The following is a 15,082-nucleotide window of genomic DNA, read 5'->3' as shown; positions in this document are numbered from 1 at the left end:
AAGGAGCCAGCCGTGTCCACGCCGCAGAACCATCTCTCACCCTCGACGGTGCGTGAGCGTTCGGCGTGCATGTGCCACCGCGGCGACGCGTGCTCCTCGCACTCCCCCGGCCACGCGCTGCACCTGATCCAGGCGCGCCTGGCCTCCGCGACCCCGTCGGAGTGGGTCGACGCGGTCGTCGAGCACGCCGACCCGGTCTCCGGCGAGGTCGTGGTGCGCACGCTCGACGGCGCTGCGCACGGGCTGTGGAACGCCGCGGGCGCCGCCCTCGAGGCACCGATCGGCACGCCGGTGGCGCTGCACGTGCGCTACGGCGTGCTCGCCGTCGGCCGCACCCAGTTCAACGTCGCACGAAGCTGAGGCGCGTCAGGCCGGGACCAGCATGCCGCGCACGGCCATGCACGCGTCCATGCAGGCCTGGCACGCCTGAGCGCACATGCGGCAGACGTCGCTGTGCGCGGCGTGCTCCATGCACTCGTCCATGCAGGTCTGGCACATCGCGATGCACGCGTCGAGCATCGCCATCATCGACGCGGGAGTCATCCCCTGCATCCGCAGCATCGACCGCATCATGGTGTGACACATGTCGGCGCAGTTCATGCACGCCGGCGAACAGTCCATCATCTGGGTCGAGCACACGGTGCACGCCTGCTCGCAGGCGGAGCACGCGTCCATGGCCGCCTGCAGGACCGACATGTCCATCGCGGCCATGTCGATCGTCGTCATCTCGGGGGCCGCGGTCATGTTCGCCCGCCAGGCATCCATCATCATCGAGTCCATCGCGCACCTCTTCCGTCGTCGGCCTCTGCCGGGTGAGAGAGCGGGCAGGACCACCCGCCTCCGGCCAGGGTAGCCCCAGGCGGCGTCCACGTCGACGGTCCCGATCCGGTTGTCACGCGAGACGCGGCTTGTCAATCCCGTGGCCCGTTCCGCGGGCGCGTGCGAGGGTGTGATTCCCGTTGATCGGACGATGAAAGGACGCATCATGAGTGCAGACAACGACATCAAGAACAACGCCGAGAAGCTCGGAGGCAAGATCAAGGAGGGCGTCGGCAAGGTCACCGACAACGAGCGGCTCGAAGCCGAGGGCCAGGCCGACCAGACGAAGGCCTCGGTCAAGCAGGCCGGCGAGAACGTCAAGGACGCCGCGAAGAAGGCCGGCGACAGCCTGCGCGACTCTTAACGAGAATGAGGCCCGCCGAGGCGGGCCTCATTCCGTGACGGGTCAGCGCGTGCGGTTCCCCGAGATGGATCGGATCAACCAGGCGATCACGGCGATCGCCAGGAGCACGAGTCCGACCCACAGCAGGAACTGCAGCGACTGGACGAGTCCTCCGGTGATCGCCAGGATGACGGCGATCACGATGACGATGATCAGAAGGATATTCATCGGTCTTCCCTTCTCTGGGGCGCAGGGCGCGCCCGTCTTCGGTGCCCTCACTGTAGACCCGTAGCCACCCCTCAGAGCAGGGGCTTGACGCAGACCATCCGATCGTGAGTAAGGAGCAGTGACATGCCGGGACGCAGGAACAACTCCCTCAAGGACCCTGAGCTCTACGAGGAGCTCCGCGACGACGGAGCGTCGAAGGAGAAGGCCGCGCGCATCTCGAACGCGGCGGCGAAAGAGGGCCGCAGCACCGTGGGCCGCCGCGGCGGCTCGCACGGCGACTACGAGGACTGGACGGTCGACGAGCTGCGCAAGCGCGCGAAGGAGATCGGACTCACCGGCTACAGCGGCAAGCGCAAGGCCGAGCTGATCTCGGCGCTGCGGAACCACTAGGCGCGGCGGTGGCCAGGTTCGGCATCGAGGAGGAGTTCTTCCTCCTCGACGAAGACTCTCTCGTTCCGCTGGCCATGAACCAGGGCCTCCGCGACCGCCTGACAGGGCAGCGCGCGGGCGGCACGGTGACCCGCGAGTTCCTCACCTCTCAGCTCGAGACCACCTCGGCTCCGCTCGACACGACAGCGGATGCCGTCACTCAGCTGTACGGCATGCGCACCGCGATGGCCTCGGAGGCCGCGCCGGACCGCGCGATCGTCGCCGCGACAGGAACCCCGTTCGTGTGGTCCGAGGAGACGGTGATCTCGCCCTCGCCGCACTACGACGAGGTCGCGGGTATCCTCGGCGGGCTCACTCGCACGCACGAGGTCAACGGCCTGCACGTGCACGTCGAGGTGCACGGCGACGAGGAACGCGTGCGCGCCCTCAACCGCATCCGGGCGTGGATGCCGGCGCTGCTCGCGATCACGGGCAACTCCCCGTTCGCACACCGCCGTCCTTCGGGCTTCGCGAGCTGGCGGTCGATCCTCACCCGCCGCCTGCCCACCGGGTGGACGCCGCCGCACGCGCACGACTACACCGATTACCGGGCGCGCGTCGACGGGCTGCTGGCCCTGCGCGGCATCACCGAGGCGTCGTCGATCGGCTGGACCGCCCGGCTGTCGGAGCGATATCCCACCGTGGAGGTGCGGGTGTGCGACACGCAGCTCGACGTCGACGACGCGATGCTCGCGGTGGCTCTGAGCCGCGCGCTCGTCACCACCGACGACCTCGACGACGGCCCCGAGGTCGGGCTCGACGCGATCGACGCGTCGCTGTGGACCGCGTCCCGGTTCGGCCCCGAGGCGAGGGTGGTCGACCCGACGACGGGCGACGCGGCCCCGGCGTGGGACGTCATCGAGCGGATGCTGTCCCGCACCGCCGCGGCCCTCGCCGCGCAGGGCGACGACGCGTTCGTGAGAGCGCAGCTCGCCCGCGTCCGCGAGCACGGCACCGGGGCGCAGCGTCAGCTCCGCGCTCTCGAGCAGCACGGTCTCGCCGGGCTCCGCGATCTCTACCGCGCGACGACCGCCCCCGGGGGTGCCGAGCGGCAGTAGTGTCGGCCTGTGGCCTCCTCTCGATTCGCGCCGCTGCAGCGGTTGGTGATCTCCGTCGCCGTGCTCGCCTCGTTCGTGACGTTCCTCGACGGGACCGTGGTCACCGTCGCCCTTCCCGCGATCAGCCGCGAGCTGGGAGGCGGCATCACGACGCAGCAGTGGGTCGTCGACGCGTACCTCATCACGCTCAGCGCGCTGATCCTGCTGGCCGGCTCGCTGTCCGACGCGTACGGGCGGGTGCTCGTGATGCGCGTGGGCCTGATCGCCTTCGGCGTGGCGTCGATCGCCGTCGCCGCAGCACCGGATCCGCTCGTGCTGATCATCGCGCGCGCCGCCCAGGGCGCGGCGGGCGCCCTGCTCGTGCCGAGCTCGCTCGCTCTGATCACCGCGACCATGCGGTCCGACGTCCAGTCGCGCGCGATCGGCGTGTGGACGGCGTTCACGACCGCCGCTCAGCTGGTCGGTCCACTGCTGGGCGGGCTGTTCGTGGACTTCCTCTCCTGGCGCTTCGTGTTCCTCATCAACGTGCTGCCGATCGGGGTCACGCTGCTCCTGCTCGCGCGGCTGAAGCTTAACGAGAAGCCGAGCGGCGTCCGGGTCGACTGGGTCAGCGGCATCCTCTGCGCGGTCGGTCTCGGCGCCGTGGTCTTCGCCCTGATCGAGCAGCCGAACCTCGGGTGGGGATCCCCCGCGATCTGGCTGCCCGGCGTGATCGGCGCAGTGCTCTTCGCGCTGTTCCTCGTGCGTCAGCAGCGCTCGGCCGCTCCGCTCATGCCGCTGTCGCTGTTCCGCGTCCGGGACTTCGCCTGGGGCAACCTCGCCACGCTGTTCGTCTACGCCGCTCTCTCGCTCAACGGCTTCGTGATCGGCGTCTATCTGCAGCAGGGCGCCGGCCTCTCGGCGACCGCCGCCGGACTGGCGAGCCTGCCGATGACGATCCTCATGATCCTCGTGAGCTCGCGCGCCGGCTCCTGGGCCGGACGGTTCGGTCCCCGCATCTTCATGACGGTCGGCCCGCTCGTGATGGCGGTCGGCGCGGTGATGCTGCTGCTCGTCGCCGAGGACTTCGACTACTGGTGGCAGGTGCTGCCCGCCATGATCGTGATGGGTCTCGGCCTCTCGCTGACCGTCGCCCCGCTGACCTCGGCGATCCTCGGGGCGATCGACGAGTCCCGCTCCGGCATCGCCTCGGCGGTCAACAACGCGGTCTCGCGGGTCGCCGGTCTGCTCGTCGTGGCGATGCTGACGACCATCATCGGCGGCACCCTCGACCTGGGCGGATTCCACAACGCCGCCTGGGTCACCGCCGCGCTGCTCGTCCTCGGCGGAGTGGTCTCGTGGATCGGCATCCGCCGCAATCCCGCCGAGGAACCCGCTCCGGCAGAAGGCCCCGCTCCCGCCGCCGACCCCGCGCAGGGCTGACCCCATTCCATTCCCGCCGACCCACCCCCTTCGGCGCGACCCACCCCTGAGCGAACCGTCCGCAACGGGGTGGCTCGGTCGTCACGGGGTGGTTCGCGGGAGGGAGGTCGGCCGCCCGCCGGATGGCCGCAGCATCCGACCTATTCACAGGGGATGGTCGAAGGAGATCGCCGAGCTGTACGGTGTGAGTCGTGACTGACGCGAACACCGCTCTTCGTCCCTCGTCCTCCTCGACGTGGCTCCGGTTCTGGAATCGCGGCGGATGGTGGAAGGCGCTGCTCGTGGCGGCCGTCTACATCGGCCTCTATCTCGGCGCCTCGCAGCTCATCGGCATCCTGTTCGCGGGGCAGTTCGACCTGACCGACCAGTTCGGGTCGGCGTCGACCGTCGCGATCACCCTCCTGCTTCCCGTCGTCGTCGGGTCGCTCATCCTGCTGGCGTTCGCCGCCTCGGTGAAGTGGCTGCCCGAGCTCTTCGGCCGCCAGCCCGGGCGCGGGCGCGGCTGGATGTGGGTCGCTCCCATCGTCGTGATCCTGGCCGCGGCGCTCCGAGCCGCAGGGACCGACTGGAGCTCGTACTCGATCGGCGTGGTGCTCGTCACCTTCGCCGCCGGCCTCTTCGTGGGACTGTCCGAGGAACTGCTCACGCGCGGCCTCGCGGTGAATCTGCTGCGCAAGGGCGGCTACTCCGAACGCTGGGTCATGGTGCTCTCGTCGCTCATCTTCGCGCTCCTGCACTCGACGAACCTGCTCAGCGGTCAGGCGCTGGGAACCGTGCTGATCACGATGGCCTTCACCTTCGTCTTCGGCGTCGCGATGTACCTGACGCTGCGAGTGACCGGCAGCCTCGTGTGTCCCATCCTGCTGCACGCGATCACCGACCCCACCAGCTTCCTCGCGACGGGCGGCATCGACACGGCTGCCGCTGCACCGAGTCCGCTGCTCGCGGTCGCCGGCGTCTCGGTGTACCTGTACGCGATCCTGACGATCGTGGCGCTGTTCCTCGTCAAGGGTCACCTCGACCGCAAGACCGACGACTCCGCCCTGCTGCGGTGAGGCGCACTGCATCCGTTCTCGTCGCCGTGGCGGCCCTCGGCGTCGCGCTGGTCGGGTGCGCGGGCGGACAGGACGCGGCCGGCGAGACCGCCGCGACGGCGTCCGGCGAGATCGACCTCCTCCCCGTCGGCGCCGTGCCCGACTACCAGCTCGGTGGCGCCTACGAGCCGGCCGACGACGTGGGCGTCGTCGGCCGCGACCGCACCGCGGAGCCTGCCGAGGGCGTGTACTCGATCTGCTACGTGAACGGCTTCCAGACCCAGCCCGGCGAGCTCGACACGTGGCCCGACGACCTGCTCCTCCAACACGACGGCGAGCCCGTCTTCGACCCGGACTGGCCCGATGAGGCGCTTCTCGACACCTCGACGAGTGAGCGTCGAGAGAGCATCGCCGACGTGATCGGCCCCTGGATCGACGGATGCGCGGAGTCGGGCTTCGACGCGGTCGAGTTCGACAACCTGGACTCGTACACGCGCTCGGACGACGCCCTCACCCTCGACGACAACCTCGCTCTCGCGACGCTGCTGGTCGAACGGGCTCACGAGTCGGGACTCGCCGCGGGTCAGAAGAACGCGGCGGAGGATGCCGAGGCGCTGCACGACCGCGCCGGGTTCGACTTCGCGGTGGTCGAGGAGTGCGCAGCCTACGAGGAGTGCACCGCGTACACCGCGGTGTACGGCGACCAGGTGATCGACATCGAGTACACCGACCAGCTGCCCCGTGCGTTCGCCGACATGTGCGAGAACGCCGAATCGCCCGCGTCGATGGTTCTGCGCGACCGCGATCTGCTCCCCGCCGGAGTCGACGGGCACGTCTTCGAGACCTGTCGCTGAACTGCGGCTACGGCCTGACTAGGCTGGCGTCGTGACGATCTCGGGGGAGCAGTGGCGGGTCCGCGCCGTGCTCTCGCGATGGGGCCGCGCGCTGGGCGAGGTCCCCCGGTGGGTATGGGTCGTCGCGGCATCCGTCCTCCTCGTCGCCGTGACCGTGATCGTGACCGGCGGCCTGGCGCGCTCGGTGACGGAAGCGGCCGAGGTCGCCGCGGGCGACGAGGTACGCACCTCGACCTACGCGATGACGGTCCTCGACGTCGCCTTCACCGACGCGGTCGAGTCGGAGTACCTCGAGGCGGAGCCCGGCGAGAAGCTCCTCGTCATGACGGCGCGCATGGAGAACCTCGCTGACGCCCCGATCGGCGTCGGCACGACCGCCGATCTGCTCAAGGCCAACCTCGTGAACACCGCGGAGCCGCTGCTCGACCTGCACGGCGCCGAGGCCACCGGCAGCGCGACGGTCTGGCGTGCCGACGGCTCCGCCGGTCAGGTCGTGCTGCAGCCGGGGGTCCCCGACGAGGTGACCATCGCGTGGCCCGTCCCGGACGACGCGTTCTCCGACGGCACCGTCGCCCTCGACGTGTACGAGGCAGAGGTCAGCCGGGGTGCCGTCATCCTCTCGTCGCGCGTCGTCACCTGGCGTCCCGACGGCGTGGTCGCCCGGATCCTCGTCTCGGCATCGGAGGCGCGATGAGGAACCGCGCCCTCCCCTGGATCATCGGAGCCGCGTTGGTCGTCGGAGCCGGCGCGCTCGTCGCACTCACGCCCGACGACGACGCGCTCATCGCCCCGATCGAGAAGCGCGGCGGGATGGACGAGATCGTGTCGTCGCGTGCTCTGATCGCCACGGCGGTCGAGGCGCGCTTCGCGCAGACGGTCGAGACCGACGACGGATGGAGCGCCGAGGGGAACTGGCTCCTCGTCACCGTGCGTGCGTCGGCGCCCGAGACCGAGATCGATGCGTCGATCAGACTCGCGACCCTCGCGGTCGGCGACCGCGTGTTCCAGGCGAGCGAACGCCCGACGATGTCGCTGGTCGGCACGCCGCTGCGCGTCGGCATCGACACGGTCGGCACCCTGGCCTTCGAGCTCCCCGCTGATGTCGGCTCCGGCACGGTAGAGCTGCGACTGACCCCCGACTACTATACTGCGGAGCTCGACGACCTCGTCGTGATCACACTCCCCCTCGACGGCATCGCCCGCGAAGACTCCGTCGAGATCACCCGGTCCGAGCTGGTGACGCCATGAGCTGGTTGCGTCGGCAGCGGATCGCGCTCCTCGCGCTCGCCGTCGCGATCGTGGCCGTGGTGGGCGCCTACCTCTGGCTCGACGTGCTCCCCGGCATCCGCCCCTCAGATCGGGTGATCGAAGCCGAGTCGAGCGCTGACGTCGCGGGTCAGACGCTGTCGCTGTCGGGCGCGGAGTGGCGCGAGTTCGAGGGGCCCGAAGGCACCCGGTCGTTGAGCGTCCGGATGACGTCGAGCGGTGGGCCGCAGGCCGGGTCGTGCACGATCAGCATCTCCGAGCCGTCGACCTCGCGGACCTGGTTGAGCTCCCGAGACGGACTCGATGTGCCCTACGACGAGGACGAGAGGTCATGCACCATCGAGGGGTCGGCGTACCGCATCCTCGCGGTGTTCCTGCTGCCCGACGACGCCGAGGGGCCGTTCGTGCTCGACGTCGAGGACGGCGACCACCTGACCGCCAGATTCCTCGTCGAGCCCTGACGGCCGCGTATCGAGACCGGTGTGCGGGCGGCCGACGACCTCGTCGTACGCGGTGGCGACGATCGCGACGCGGAGCGGCTCCGCGAAAGCCGCGACGGCGAGCGTGGCAAGCGGGAACACCCCCGCCCAGAACGACGACTCGTGCCCGCCGATGAGCTGCAGCAGACCTCTCGTTCCCGACTGCTCCGCAAGGGCCCACAGCGCATAGGCGAGCACGTACGCGCCGAACAGCAGCGGCCCGCCGCGCCAGATCACGGTCACGGCGGCCCAGAGGCCTTCGAGCCGCATCACGAGCGTGCGGGCGAGGCTCATCGCCGTGCCGCGCGCGGCACCCGAGCCCCAGCGCGAGAACTCCGGGGTGGAGTCGAACGTCGTGCCGTACACGACGCTCGCAACGGTCAGCCACGCCGCGGGCACGATCACCGCCGCGATGACGATGCCGACGATCCAGGTCGCGGCCTCCCACACGACGGCGACGGGAGCCAGGTTCACCGCGAACCAGTCTCCGAAGACCTGCAGGCGGCTCGCGACCTCGCGCTCCCCGAACCAGTCGAGCACTCCACTCCACCATCGCGCGACGAGCGTGAAGAGCATGAAGGTCCACAGCACCTCGGCGTAGGCGCCCAGCACGACGCACCAGCGCGGCAGCCGATCCGCGAACCGCATGTAGACCAGTCGGGCGGCGAGGGCGATCAGGAGCACGGTCACCGGCAGTACGCCGACGCCGATCAGACCGCCGCGGTCGCCGACCCGATCGAGCTCGTACCCCGAGTCGGCGAGGGCGATCGCGCTGGCGATGCGGAAGAACTCGATCTGGTCGGCGTCGAGCATGCCCCACGCCGTGTAGAACGCGAAGAACGGCAGGATCGCCGCGAGAGTCGCTGACGCGAACTCTCGGGGCCCACCCGCATCCTCCCGCCTGCTGTGCGGCAGCGACGGGCGCACGGTGAGGTACATCGCGACGTACGAGACGAGTCGGGCGGCGACCGCGAGCGGAAGCAGCAGCAGACCGCCGAGAGTCGTGAGGCCGCCGACGACGCCCGCGAGCTCGATGAGCACGCGGTGCAAGGCCTCGCCGCCGAGGTACCAGGCCGCGAGAGCGGGCCAGTGTCGGGCGAGGATGCGTCCGAACGTCCGCAGGGCCTGTCGCATGTGCCTACCGTAGTGGCCATCGACGGTTAGCCGCGGGGCCGACGCCCGTCAACAGCGTTGCGGCGCCGAGATGGAGGGCGGCAGGATGCCCCCATGAGGACGACTCGAATCGGGGCTGTCACAACGGCGCTGCTGCTCTCCACCGCGCTCGCCGGTTGCGGGCTCACGATCCCCACCGACCCCGACGGCACGCTGACCAGCGTGCGCGACGCCGAGCTGCGGGTGGGCTTCTCCCCCGACCCCGGACTGATCACGAGCGACGGCAGCGGGGACCCCGACGGCAGCCTCCCCGAGCTGGTGAGCGGCTTCGCCGAGACGGTCGACGCTGACGTCGACTGGACGGAGGGCTCGGAGGAGACGCTGGTGGGGATGCTGGAGCGCGGTGACCTCGACCTCGTCGTCGGCGGCATGACCGACCAGAGCCCGTGGATCGACAGGGCGGGGATGACGCGGGGCTATCCCGGCATCGACGGCGCGGACGGGCGATCGATCGTGATGCTCGTGCCGCTCGGGGAGAACGGGTTCCTCAGCGCCCTGGAGACCTACCTCGACCAGGAGGTCGGATCGTGAGGACCGTCGACCGCATCGGACGCACCGAGCTGCCGGAGGAGCAGCAGAAGGCGCTGCGTAGCGCGATCCGGTGGGAGTGGTTCACGATCGCGTACACCTCGGTGACGATCGCCGTGATCGCGCTGGTCGTCGGCGGGTCGCAGGCCATGCGCACCGCCTGGATCGAGGACATGCTGTCGCTCATCCCCCAGTTCGCGTTCCTCATCGCCCTGATCTTCGTCCGCCGTCGTCCCACTCTCAAGCACCCCTACGGGCTGCACCGCGCGATGGGCGTCGGGCACCTCGTCGCCGGTGTCGCGTTGCTGGCGGTCGGCGTGAATCTCGCCATCGAGGCCGTGACCGGGCTCGTCGCCGCCGAGCATCCGACCATCGGCACCGTGAACCTCTGGGGGCACACGATCTGGCTCGGCTGGTTCATGGTCGCCGTCATGGCCGTGATCATCATCGGCCCCGTGTTCCTCTACGGCCCCGCGAAGGCGCGGCTCGCGCCGGTGCTGCACAACAAGCTGCTGTACGCCGATGCCGATATGGCCAAGGCCGACTGGCAGACCACGGTCGCCTCGATCGTCGGGGTGCTCGGCGTGGGTGCGGGCCTGTGGTGGCTCGACGGCGCCGCCGCCCTCTTCATCTCGCTCGGCATCGTCTGGGACGGCGTGAAGAACACCAAGACCGCGATCATCGACCTCATGGATCAGCGCGCCCGCACGTTCGACAGCGCGCACCCGCATCCGCTCGCCGGCGACATCCTCTCGACCATGCGGTCGCAGCCGTGGGTGAAGGAGGCGTCCGTGCGGATGCGGGACCAGGGCCAGGTCTTCCACATCGAGGCGTTCGTCGTGCCGCGGCGGTCACGCGTCACAGTCGAGCAGACGACCGACCTCGCCGCGCGCATCTCCGACCTCGACTGGAAGGTGCAGGAGGTCGTGATCTCGCCGGTAGCCGAGCTTCCGGACGGGACGGACGTGTCGGGACGCGACTAGTCGTCGGAGTCGTCGGACGGTGCGCCGGTCGCGTCGGGGTCGCCGGCGACCGGGTCGTCGGAGAGCTGTTCGGGGGCGAGCTCATGCGGCACCATGGGCGTCTCGTCGTTCGACGAGTTCTCGGCATCCGGGGTGGAGTTCGGGTCGGACATGGTGTCTCCGTTCGTCGGGTGGTCCACCCGTCTCGTGACGGGTGGCGTCCAGCATCCGCGTCACGAGGCGTTCGTGCTCTCCCCTTGACACCGTGACCAGGGCGGGTCAGTGGAACGGGCAGCGGCTGCCGGATGCCGTCGCCGACCGCACCAGCGCACCGGAACGAGGTTTGGTGGGGAGGCGCCGGCGGTTCACGTCGAGCCCCGCGCCGAGGATGAGCAGGCGCGGGTCGCTGAGCGTCGCGATGGCCGCGGCGAGGCCGGAGATCGCGAGCTTCTCACCGGGGCAGCGGTGTCCTGTGGCGACCTCTGCCCCTCCGTGCGGCACGAATGCGGCGAGCGCCTCGTAGTCGTCACCCACGTCGCGGAAGCGCTCGGGGTCGAAGCGGTCGGAGCGCGCCCAGAACCGGTCGTCGGTGTCGGTGCCGAGCAGGTCGAGCACGACCCGGCCGCCGGCGTCGACGTGCTGGCCGTCGATGTCGATGTCGGCGATCGCCCAGCCGGGGAGCATCGGCACGAACGGCGCCGTGCGACGGATCTCCTGCGCGAACATGATCGAGAGCGGACCACCGACCAGCGCTCCTCGCTCGGCCGTCTCGGCCGCGATGCGGTCTCGCCACTCGGGCCGGTCGTGGAGCTCCTTCGCGGCGAAGGCCACGAAGCGGGCGACGGCGATCATGGGTCGGATGCTGTTCTGCAGCTCGACACCGGCGATGCGCGCGGGCAGCAGTTCGCCGCCGCGGTCGCGATGGTGCGCCCACTCGTGCAGCGCGGTGCCCGGATCGGCGCGCAGGGCGCCGTTGCGCACCGCCTCGATCAACCGGGCCGCGTGCCGGTCCGACCACCAGCGGTTCGCGATCGCGGCGAGGTAGACCGGCGAGTACGGCGATCCGAAGCCGTCGACGATCTGCGCGAGCCGCGCGGCCCAGCGCGTCTTCGCGGCGCCCGACCCCGGGAGTCCTGCCCAGCGCATGATCGCCCGCCCGAACGCGCCGACTGCCGCGTCGTACGCGCTGCGGGTGCCGCCGGCGAGCCACGCCTCGCGCTCGGCATCCCATTCGCGCTCGAGCAGGGGCGCGAGGCGAGCCACCTGCTCGTCCTCGTACGCGACGTCGACGAACGTCGCCTTGCGGTGCCGGTGGTCGTCGCCGTCGAGGCTGTGCACCGAGCCGTGCCCGAACAGCGACTCCTGCACGATCGCGGGCATCGCGCCGTGACGGGCGATGCGATCGGCGTCGTAGAAGAGCTCCACGCCCTCGACGCCACGCACGAACACCGCGTCGTCTCCGAGCAGACGCATGGGCGCGGACCGCGCGCCCGGTCGGACGCGCCGCCAGATGCGGGAGCCGAAGCCGTAGCCGTGGGTGAGCAGAGCGGGAGCGTCGTCACGCGCGAGTTCGCCGACGCGGCGCACGGCCCGCACGGGGAGATCGATGAGTGCCATGGCTCGAGGCTCGCAGAGAGGTAAGGAGGGTTCCAGGGGGAGGCGCGGGCGGCGGGGTTGTGCTAGTCGCGCTGCCGCCCCTGCGAGATGTGGCCGTGCTGCCTGCGCGCGTCAAGCCCCTTGGGCACGATGGCGGGGTCGCAGACGATGCATGAACCGGGACCGACCGAGACCGACGAGAGGTGGACGACGTGGCGAAGAACGTGCGCACCCTGGATTGCCGTCCGGAGGACGTGTTCGAGGTGCTGGGCAACGGCTGGCTGTACCCCGCATGGGTGGTGGGCGCCTCGCGCATGCGCGACGTCGATGAGACCTGGCCGCAACCCGGTGCCGAACTGCACCACTCGGTGGGCGTCTGGCCCGCGCTGCTCGACGACACGACGGTGGTCGAGGAGTGGGATCCGCCGCGCCGCATGGTCATGCGCGCCAAGGGCTGGCCGATCGGCGAGGCGAGGGTGACCCTCCGCGTGCGCTCGTACGACGGCGGATGCATGGTGCGCATCGACGAGGAGCCGGTGGACGGTCCGGCGACACTGCTGCCCGGCCTCGTCACCACTCCCCTGCTGCGGTGGCGGAACTCGGAGACCCTGCACCGGCTCGCGTATCTGGCGGAGGGCGGTGCGGGCCGAGCACACTGAGTCGCGCTCGTCCGGCCCCGGTTCCCCTTCTCCGCGGCACTGCCCTCTTCTCGCGCCCCTCACACCAGACCCCACCGCGCGCCGTCCCCTTCTCCGCGGCCCTGCCGCCTTCTCGCGCCTCTCACACCAGACCCCACCGCGCGCCGTCCCCTTCTCCGCGGCCCTGCCGCCTTCTCGCGCCTCTCACACCAGACCCCACCGCGCGCCGTCCCCTTCTCCGCGGCCCTCGCCCCTTCTCGCGCCCCTCACACCAGACCCCACCGCGCGCCATCCCCTTCTCAGCGGCCCCTCACCCAGGTCCCTCCACGGCCGCTCCCCCTCGTCCGCCCCCTCGTCCGCGATATGCCGGGATGCAGATCGGGAGTATTGGAATACACGCCTGAACAGGCCGAAATCCGCTGCTTCCAGCGATCGCAATGTCGGTGGCCCGGGGTTGACTGAGGGCATGTCATCCCAGCCGCGCACACTCCTCGACCAGGTCATCTCCGACCTCGATCGAGTGCTCGCCGATGACTCCCTCGCCGGACTCACAGAGTCGGAGCGGGTCGAGGTCCTCGCCACGGCGGGCGCCGCGTTCCGCCGCGTCGAGGCGGTGATCGTCGAGACCGTCGCCACGGGTGACGTCGAACTCGCCCACATCGCCGGGTGTCGCAACGAGAACGAACTGCTGCGGCGAGCGTTGCTGGTCGACACGGGCGGGGCGTCTCGGCTGGTCAAAGTCGTCGATCTCGTCCGCCGCGAGTCGAGCCTGACCTCCGGCGAACGCCTCCCTGCCCGCTGGCCGGCGCTTCGCGAGGCGCTGCTCGACGGCACAGTCGGCACGGCCGGTGTTCTCGCCGCGACCGCGCCGATCGAAAAGGTGATGGACCGCATCGGACTCGACGGGCGACTCGGCGCTGACGAGTGCCTCGCCGGCGCCGCGAGGGGCGCGCACGACGCTCCTGAGTCTGGAAGTGCAGACGGCGTTCCCGACGATGCAGATCGAGACTCCGGTCGCGGCCCTGCTCCGATGCCCGAAGATCTGCGCCTGCTCGCCGAGGCACTGGTCGACCTGCTCGATCCCGACGGGGAGGAGCCCGCCGACGAAGCCGCCAGACGACGGGGAATCACGGTGGGACGGCTGCGCAACGGGCTGCGATCGATCACGGGAGCGCTGACGCCCGAGGTCGCCGCACAGTTGGAACTCATCTTCGATGCCCAGAACAACCCCAAGGGCGACGGGCCGCCCGGACTCGGGGTGCGGTTCGCTCCGACGGATGCCGACGGCGCAGGTCTCGAGGGCTCAGGTGTCGACGGCTCAGGTGCCGTCGGTTCAGGTCATGGCGGCTCAGGTGTCGACGAGCCCGATCCCTTCAATTCCGATCCTCGCGCCGTGATCGACGACCGCACGGCCACGCAGAAGCGTCACGACGCACTCGCCGCAGCACTGGGGATAGCCGCTCGCCATCGGGACATGCCGAGCCTCGGCGGGGCGGCTCCCACCCTCGTCGTCACCGTCAACGCGGAAGATCTCGCAGCGGGACGCGGGCGAGCGAGCGTTCCGGGCGCCTGGAATCAGACGCACGCGGATGTCGCAGCGCACGTCGGCTGCTCGGGTACGATCCAGCGGGTCACCATGGACGAGGGTCGGATCGTCGGCATCCACAGCACGGACCGGGTGTTCACGGTGCACCAGCGACGGGCGATCGTCGCGCGCGACAAGGAGTGTCTGATCCCCGGATGCCACGTGCCGGCGTCCTGGTGCGAGATCCACCACGTCACCGAGCATGCGCGTGGCGGGCCGACCCACACCGACAACGGAGTACCGCTGTGCTGGTGGCACCACCGGAGTTTGGGCACCTCCGGGTGGGAGATACGGATGAACGACGGTGTCCCCGAAGTTCGAGGGCCGGGGTGGTGGGATCCGACGCGGCGGTGGCGTGCGCCGCGGCTCAGTCTCCCTCACGCCCGGAGCGACCGCGAGAGCGCGGCAATGCCCCGAGCGGGATGACCCGACGCGCTCGCCACCGCCGGTCGCCGGCCACGGGACGCGATCGCGGGGCGTCGGACGCGGGCACGGGTGCGGGACGCAGGTTGCGTTCGCCGGGCACCGGTCGCACTCCTGGCTGCACAGGATCTGTTGCGGTTCCTCGCCTATCCTGGAGATCGTGATGTGAGCGTCGGTGCATCGGCACCGCGCGGCGATCGGGACGACCCGACCGTCGATCTTCAGGCGGGGACGACCCCACTCGA

At 70.4% G+C, this 15,082-nt stretch carries 18 protein-coding genes; 13 read left to right on the top strand and 5 right to left on the bottom strand.

Annotated features, from left to right (window positions below; translation table 11 throughout):
* Window positions 1-12: 12 nt before the first annotated feature.
* Window positions 13-360, top strand: a complete 348-nt coding sequence (locus tag RAC81_RS13650) for a hypothetical protein (RefSeq protein WP_375082868.1) — start codon at window positions 13-15, stop codon at window positions 358-360.
* A 6-nt stretch (window positions 361-366) separates the two neighbouring features.
* Here the strand turns inward: RAC81_RS13650 and RAC81_RS13645 are convergent, their stop codons facing one another.
* Window positions 367-780 (bottom strand): hypothetical protein, encoded by a 414-nt coding sequence (locus RAC81_RS13645; RefSeq protein ID WP_375082867.1) that lies wholly within the window; start codon window positions 778-780, stop codon window positions 367-369.
* A gap of 205 nt (window positions 781-985) precedes the next feature.
* Between RAC81_RS13645 and RAC81_RS13640 the strand changes: the two genes are divergently transcribed.
* Window positions 986-1,183: a CsbD family protein gene (locus RAC81_RS13640; protein WP_375082866.1), complete on the top strand. Its 198-nt coding sequence runs from the start codon at window positions 986-988 to the stop codon at window positions 1,181-1,183.
* A 42-nt stretch (window positions 1,184-1,225) separates the two neighbouring features.
* Here the strand turns inward: RAC81_RS13640 and RAC81_RS13635 are convergent, their stop codons facing one another.
* Complete coding sequence (locus RAC81_RS13635) at window positions 1,226-1,390, bottom strand: hypothetical protein (protein WP_179297663.1); 165 nt, start codon at window positions 1,388-1,390, stop codon at window positions 1,226-1,228.
* A gap of 123 nt (window positions 1,391-1,513) precedes the next feature.
* Here RAC81_RS13635 and RAC81_RS13630 point away from each other — a divergent pair, with 123 nt between their 5' ends.
* From RAC81_RS13630 to RAC81_RS13600, 7 genes are all read left to right on the top strand, one after another.
* The gene (locus RAC81_RS13630; protein WP_375082865.1) at window positions 1,514-1,780 is read left to right on the top strand and encodes a Rho termination factor N-terminal domain-containing protein; all 267 of its coding nucleotides are present in this window, start codon (window positions 1,514-1,516) and stop codon (window positions 1,778-1,780) included.
* Window positions 1,781-1,788: 8 nt separating this feature from the next.
* Window positions 1,789-2,877, top strand: a complete 1,089-nt coding sequence (locus tag RAC81_RS13625) for a YbdK family carboxylate-amine ligase (RefSeq protein WP_375082864.1) — start codon at window positions 1,789-1,791, stop codon at window positions 2,875-2,877.
* Window positions 2,878-2,886: 9 nt separating this feature from the next.
* Window positions 2,887-4,299 carry an MFS transporter gene (locus RAC81_RS13620; RefSeq protein ID WP_375082863.1) on the top strand — a complete coding sequence of 471 codons (1,413 nt, stop codon included), beginning with the start codon at window positions 2,887-2,889 and terminating at the stop codon, window positions 4,297-4,299.
* Window positions 4,300-4,490: 191 nt separating this feature from the next.
* Window positions 4,491-5,354, top strand: a complete 864-nt coding sequence (locus RAC81_RS13615) for a CPBP family intramembrane glutamic endopeptidase (RefSeq protein ID WP_375082862.1) — start codon at window positions 4,491-4,493, stop codon at window positions 5,352-5,354.
* Complete coding sequence (locus tag RAC81_RS13610) at window positions 5,351-6,187, top strand: endo alpha-1,4 polygalactosaminidase (protein WP_375082861.1); 837 nt, start codon at window positions 5,351-5,353, stop codon at window positions 6,185-6,187. Before RAC81_RS13615 ends, RAC81_RS13610 begins: the two co-directional genes overlap by 4 nt.
* Window positions 6,188-6,218: 31 nt before the next feature.
* The gene (locus RAC81_RS13605; protein ID WP_375082860.1) at window positions 6,219-6,881 is read left to right on the top strand and encodes a hypothetical protein; all 663 of its coding nucleotides are present in this window, start codon (window positions 6,219-6,221) and stop codon (window positions 6,879-6,881) included.
* Window positions 6,878-7,435, top strand: a complete 558-nt coding sequence (locus tag RAC81_RS13600) for a hypothetical protein (RefSeq protein WP_375082859.1) — start codon at window positions 6,878-6,880, stop codon at window positions 7,433-7,435. The genes RAC81_RS13605 and RAC81_RS13600 overlap by 4 nt, the downstream gene beginning before the upstream one ends.
* 347 nt (window positions 7,436-7,782) lie before the next feature.
* Here the strand turns inward: RAC81_RS13600 and RAC81_RS13595 are convergent, their stop codons facing one another.
* Window positions 7,783-9,066 (bottom strand): hypothetical protein, encoded by a 1,284-nt coding sequence (locus RAC81_RS13595; RefSeq protein ID WP_375082858.1) that lies wholly within the window; start codon window positions 9,064-9,066, stop codon window positions 7,783-7,785.
* A gap of 93 nt (window positions 9,067-9,159) precedes the next feature.
* Here RAC81_RS13595 and RAC81_RS13590 point away from each other — a divergent pair, with 93 nt between their 5' ends.
* Window positions 9,160-9,636, top strand: a complete 477-nt coding sequence (locus RAC81_RS13590) for a hypothetical protein (protein ID WP_375082857.1) — start codon at window positions 9,160-9,162, stop codon at window positions 9,634-9,636.
* A complete protein-coding gene (locus RAC81_RS13585) occupies window positions 9,633-10,616 on the top strand; it encodes a cation diffusion facilitator family transporter (RefSeq protein WP_375082856.1) in 984 nt (327 codons plus the stop codon). Before RAC81_RS13590 ends, RAC81_RS13585 begins: the two co-directional genes overlap by 4 nt.
* Here the strand turns inward: RAC81_RS13585 and RAC81_RS13580 are convergent.
* Entirely contained in the window at window positions 10,613-10,768 is a 156-nt protein-coding gene (locus RAC81_RS13580) for a hypothetical protein (protein WP_375082855.1), read from the bottom strand. The two genes, RAC81_RS13585 and RAC81_RS13580, sit on opposite strands and share 4 nt — an antisense overlap.
* Before the next feature lie 106 nt (window positions 10,769-10,874).
* A complete protein-coding gene (locus RAC81_RS13575; protein WP_375082854.1) occupies window positions 10,875-12,212 on the bottom strand; it encodes a cytochrome P450 in 1,338 nt (445 codons plus the stop codon).
* A gap of 191 nt (window positions 12,213-12,403) precedes the next feature.
* Here RAC81_RS13575 and RAC81_RS13570 point away from each other — a divergent pair, with 191 nt between their 5' ends.
* On the top strand, window positions 12,404-12,850 hold the full coding sequence (locus RAC81_RS13570) for an SRPBCC family protein (RefSeq protein WP_375082853.1): 447 nt from the start codon (window positions 12,404-12,406) through the stop codon (window positions 12,848-12,850).
* Window positions 12,851-13,295: 445 nt separating this feature from the next.
* Window positions 13,296-14,840 (top strand): DUF222 domain-containing protein, encoded by a 1,545-nt coding sequence (locus RAC81_RS13565; protein ID WP_375082852.1) that lies wholly within the window; start codon window positions 13,296-13,298, stop codon window positions 14,838-14,840.
* Window positions 14,841-15,082 lie beyond the last annotated feature (242 nt).

This window comes from Microbacterium sp. CR_7 (assembly GCF_041954755.1).
GTDB lineage: Bacteria > Actinomycetota > Actinomycetes > Actinomycetales > Microbacteriaceae > Microbacterium.
The sequence above is the reverse complement of the archived record's forward strand: the minus strand, read 5'-3'. Positions and strand labels throughout refer to the sequence as shown.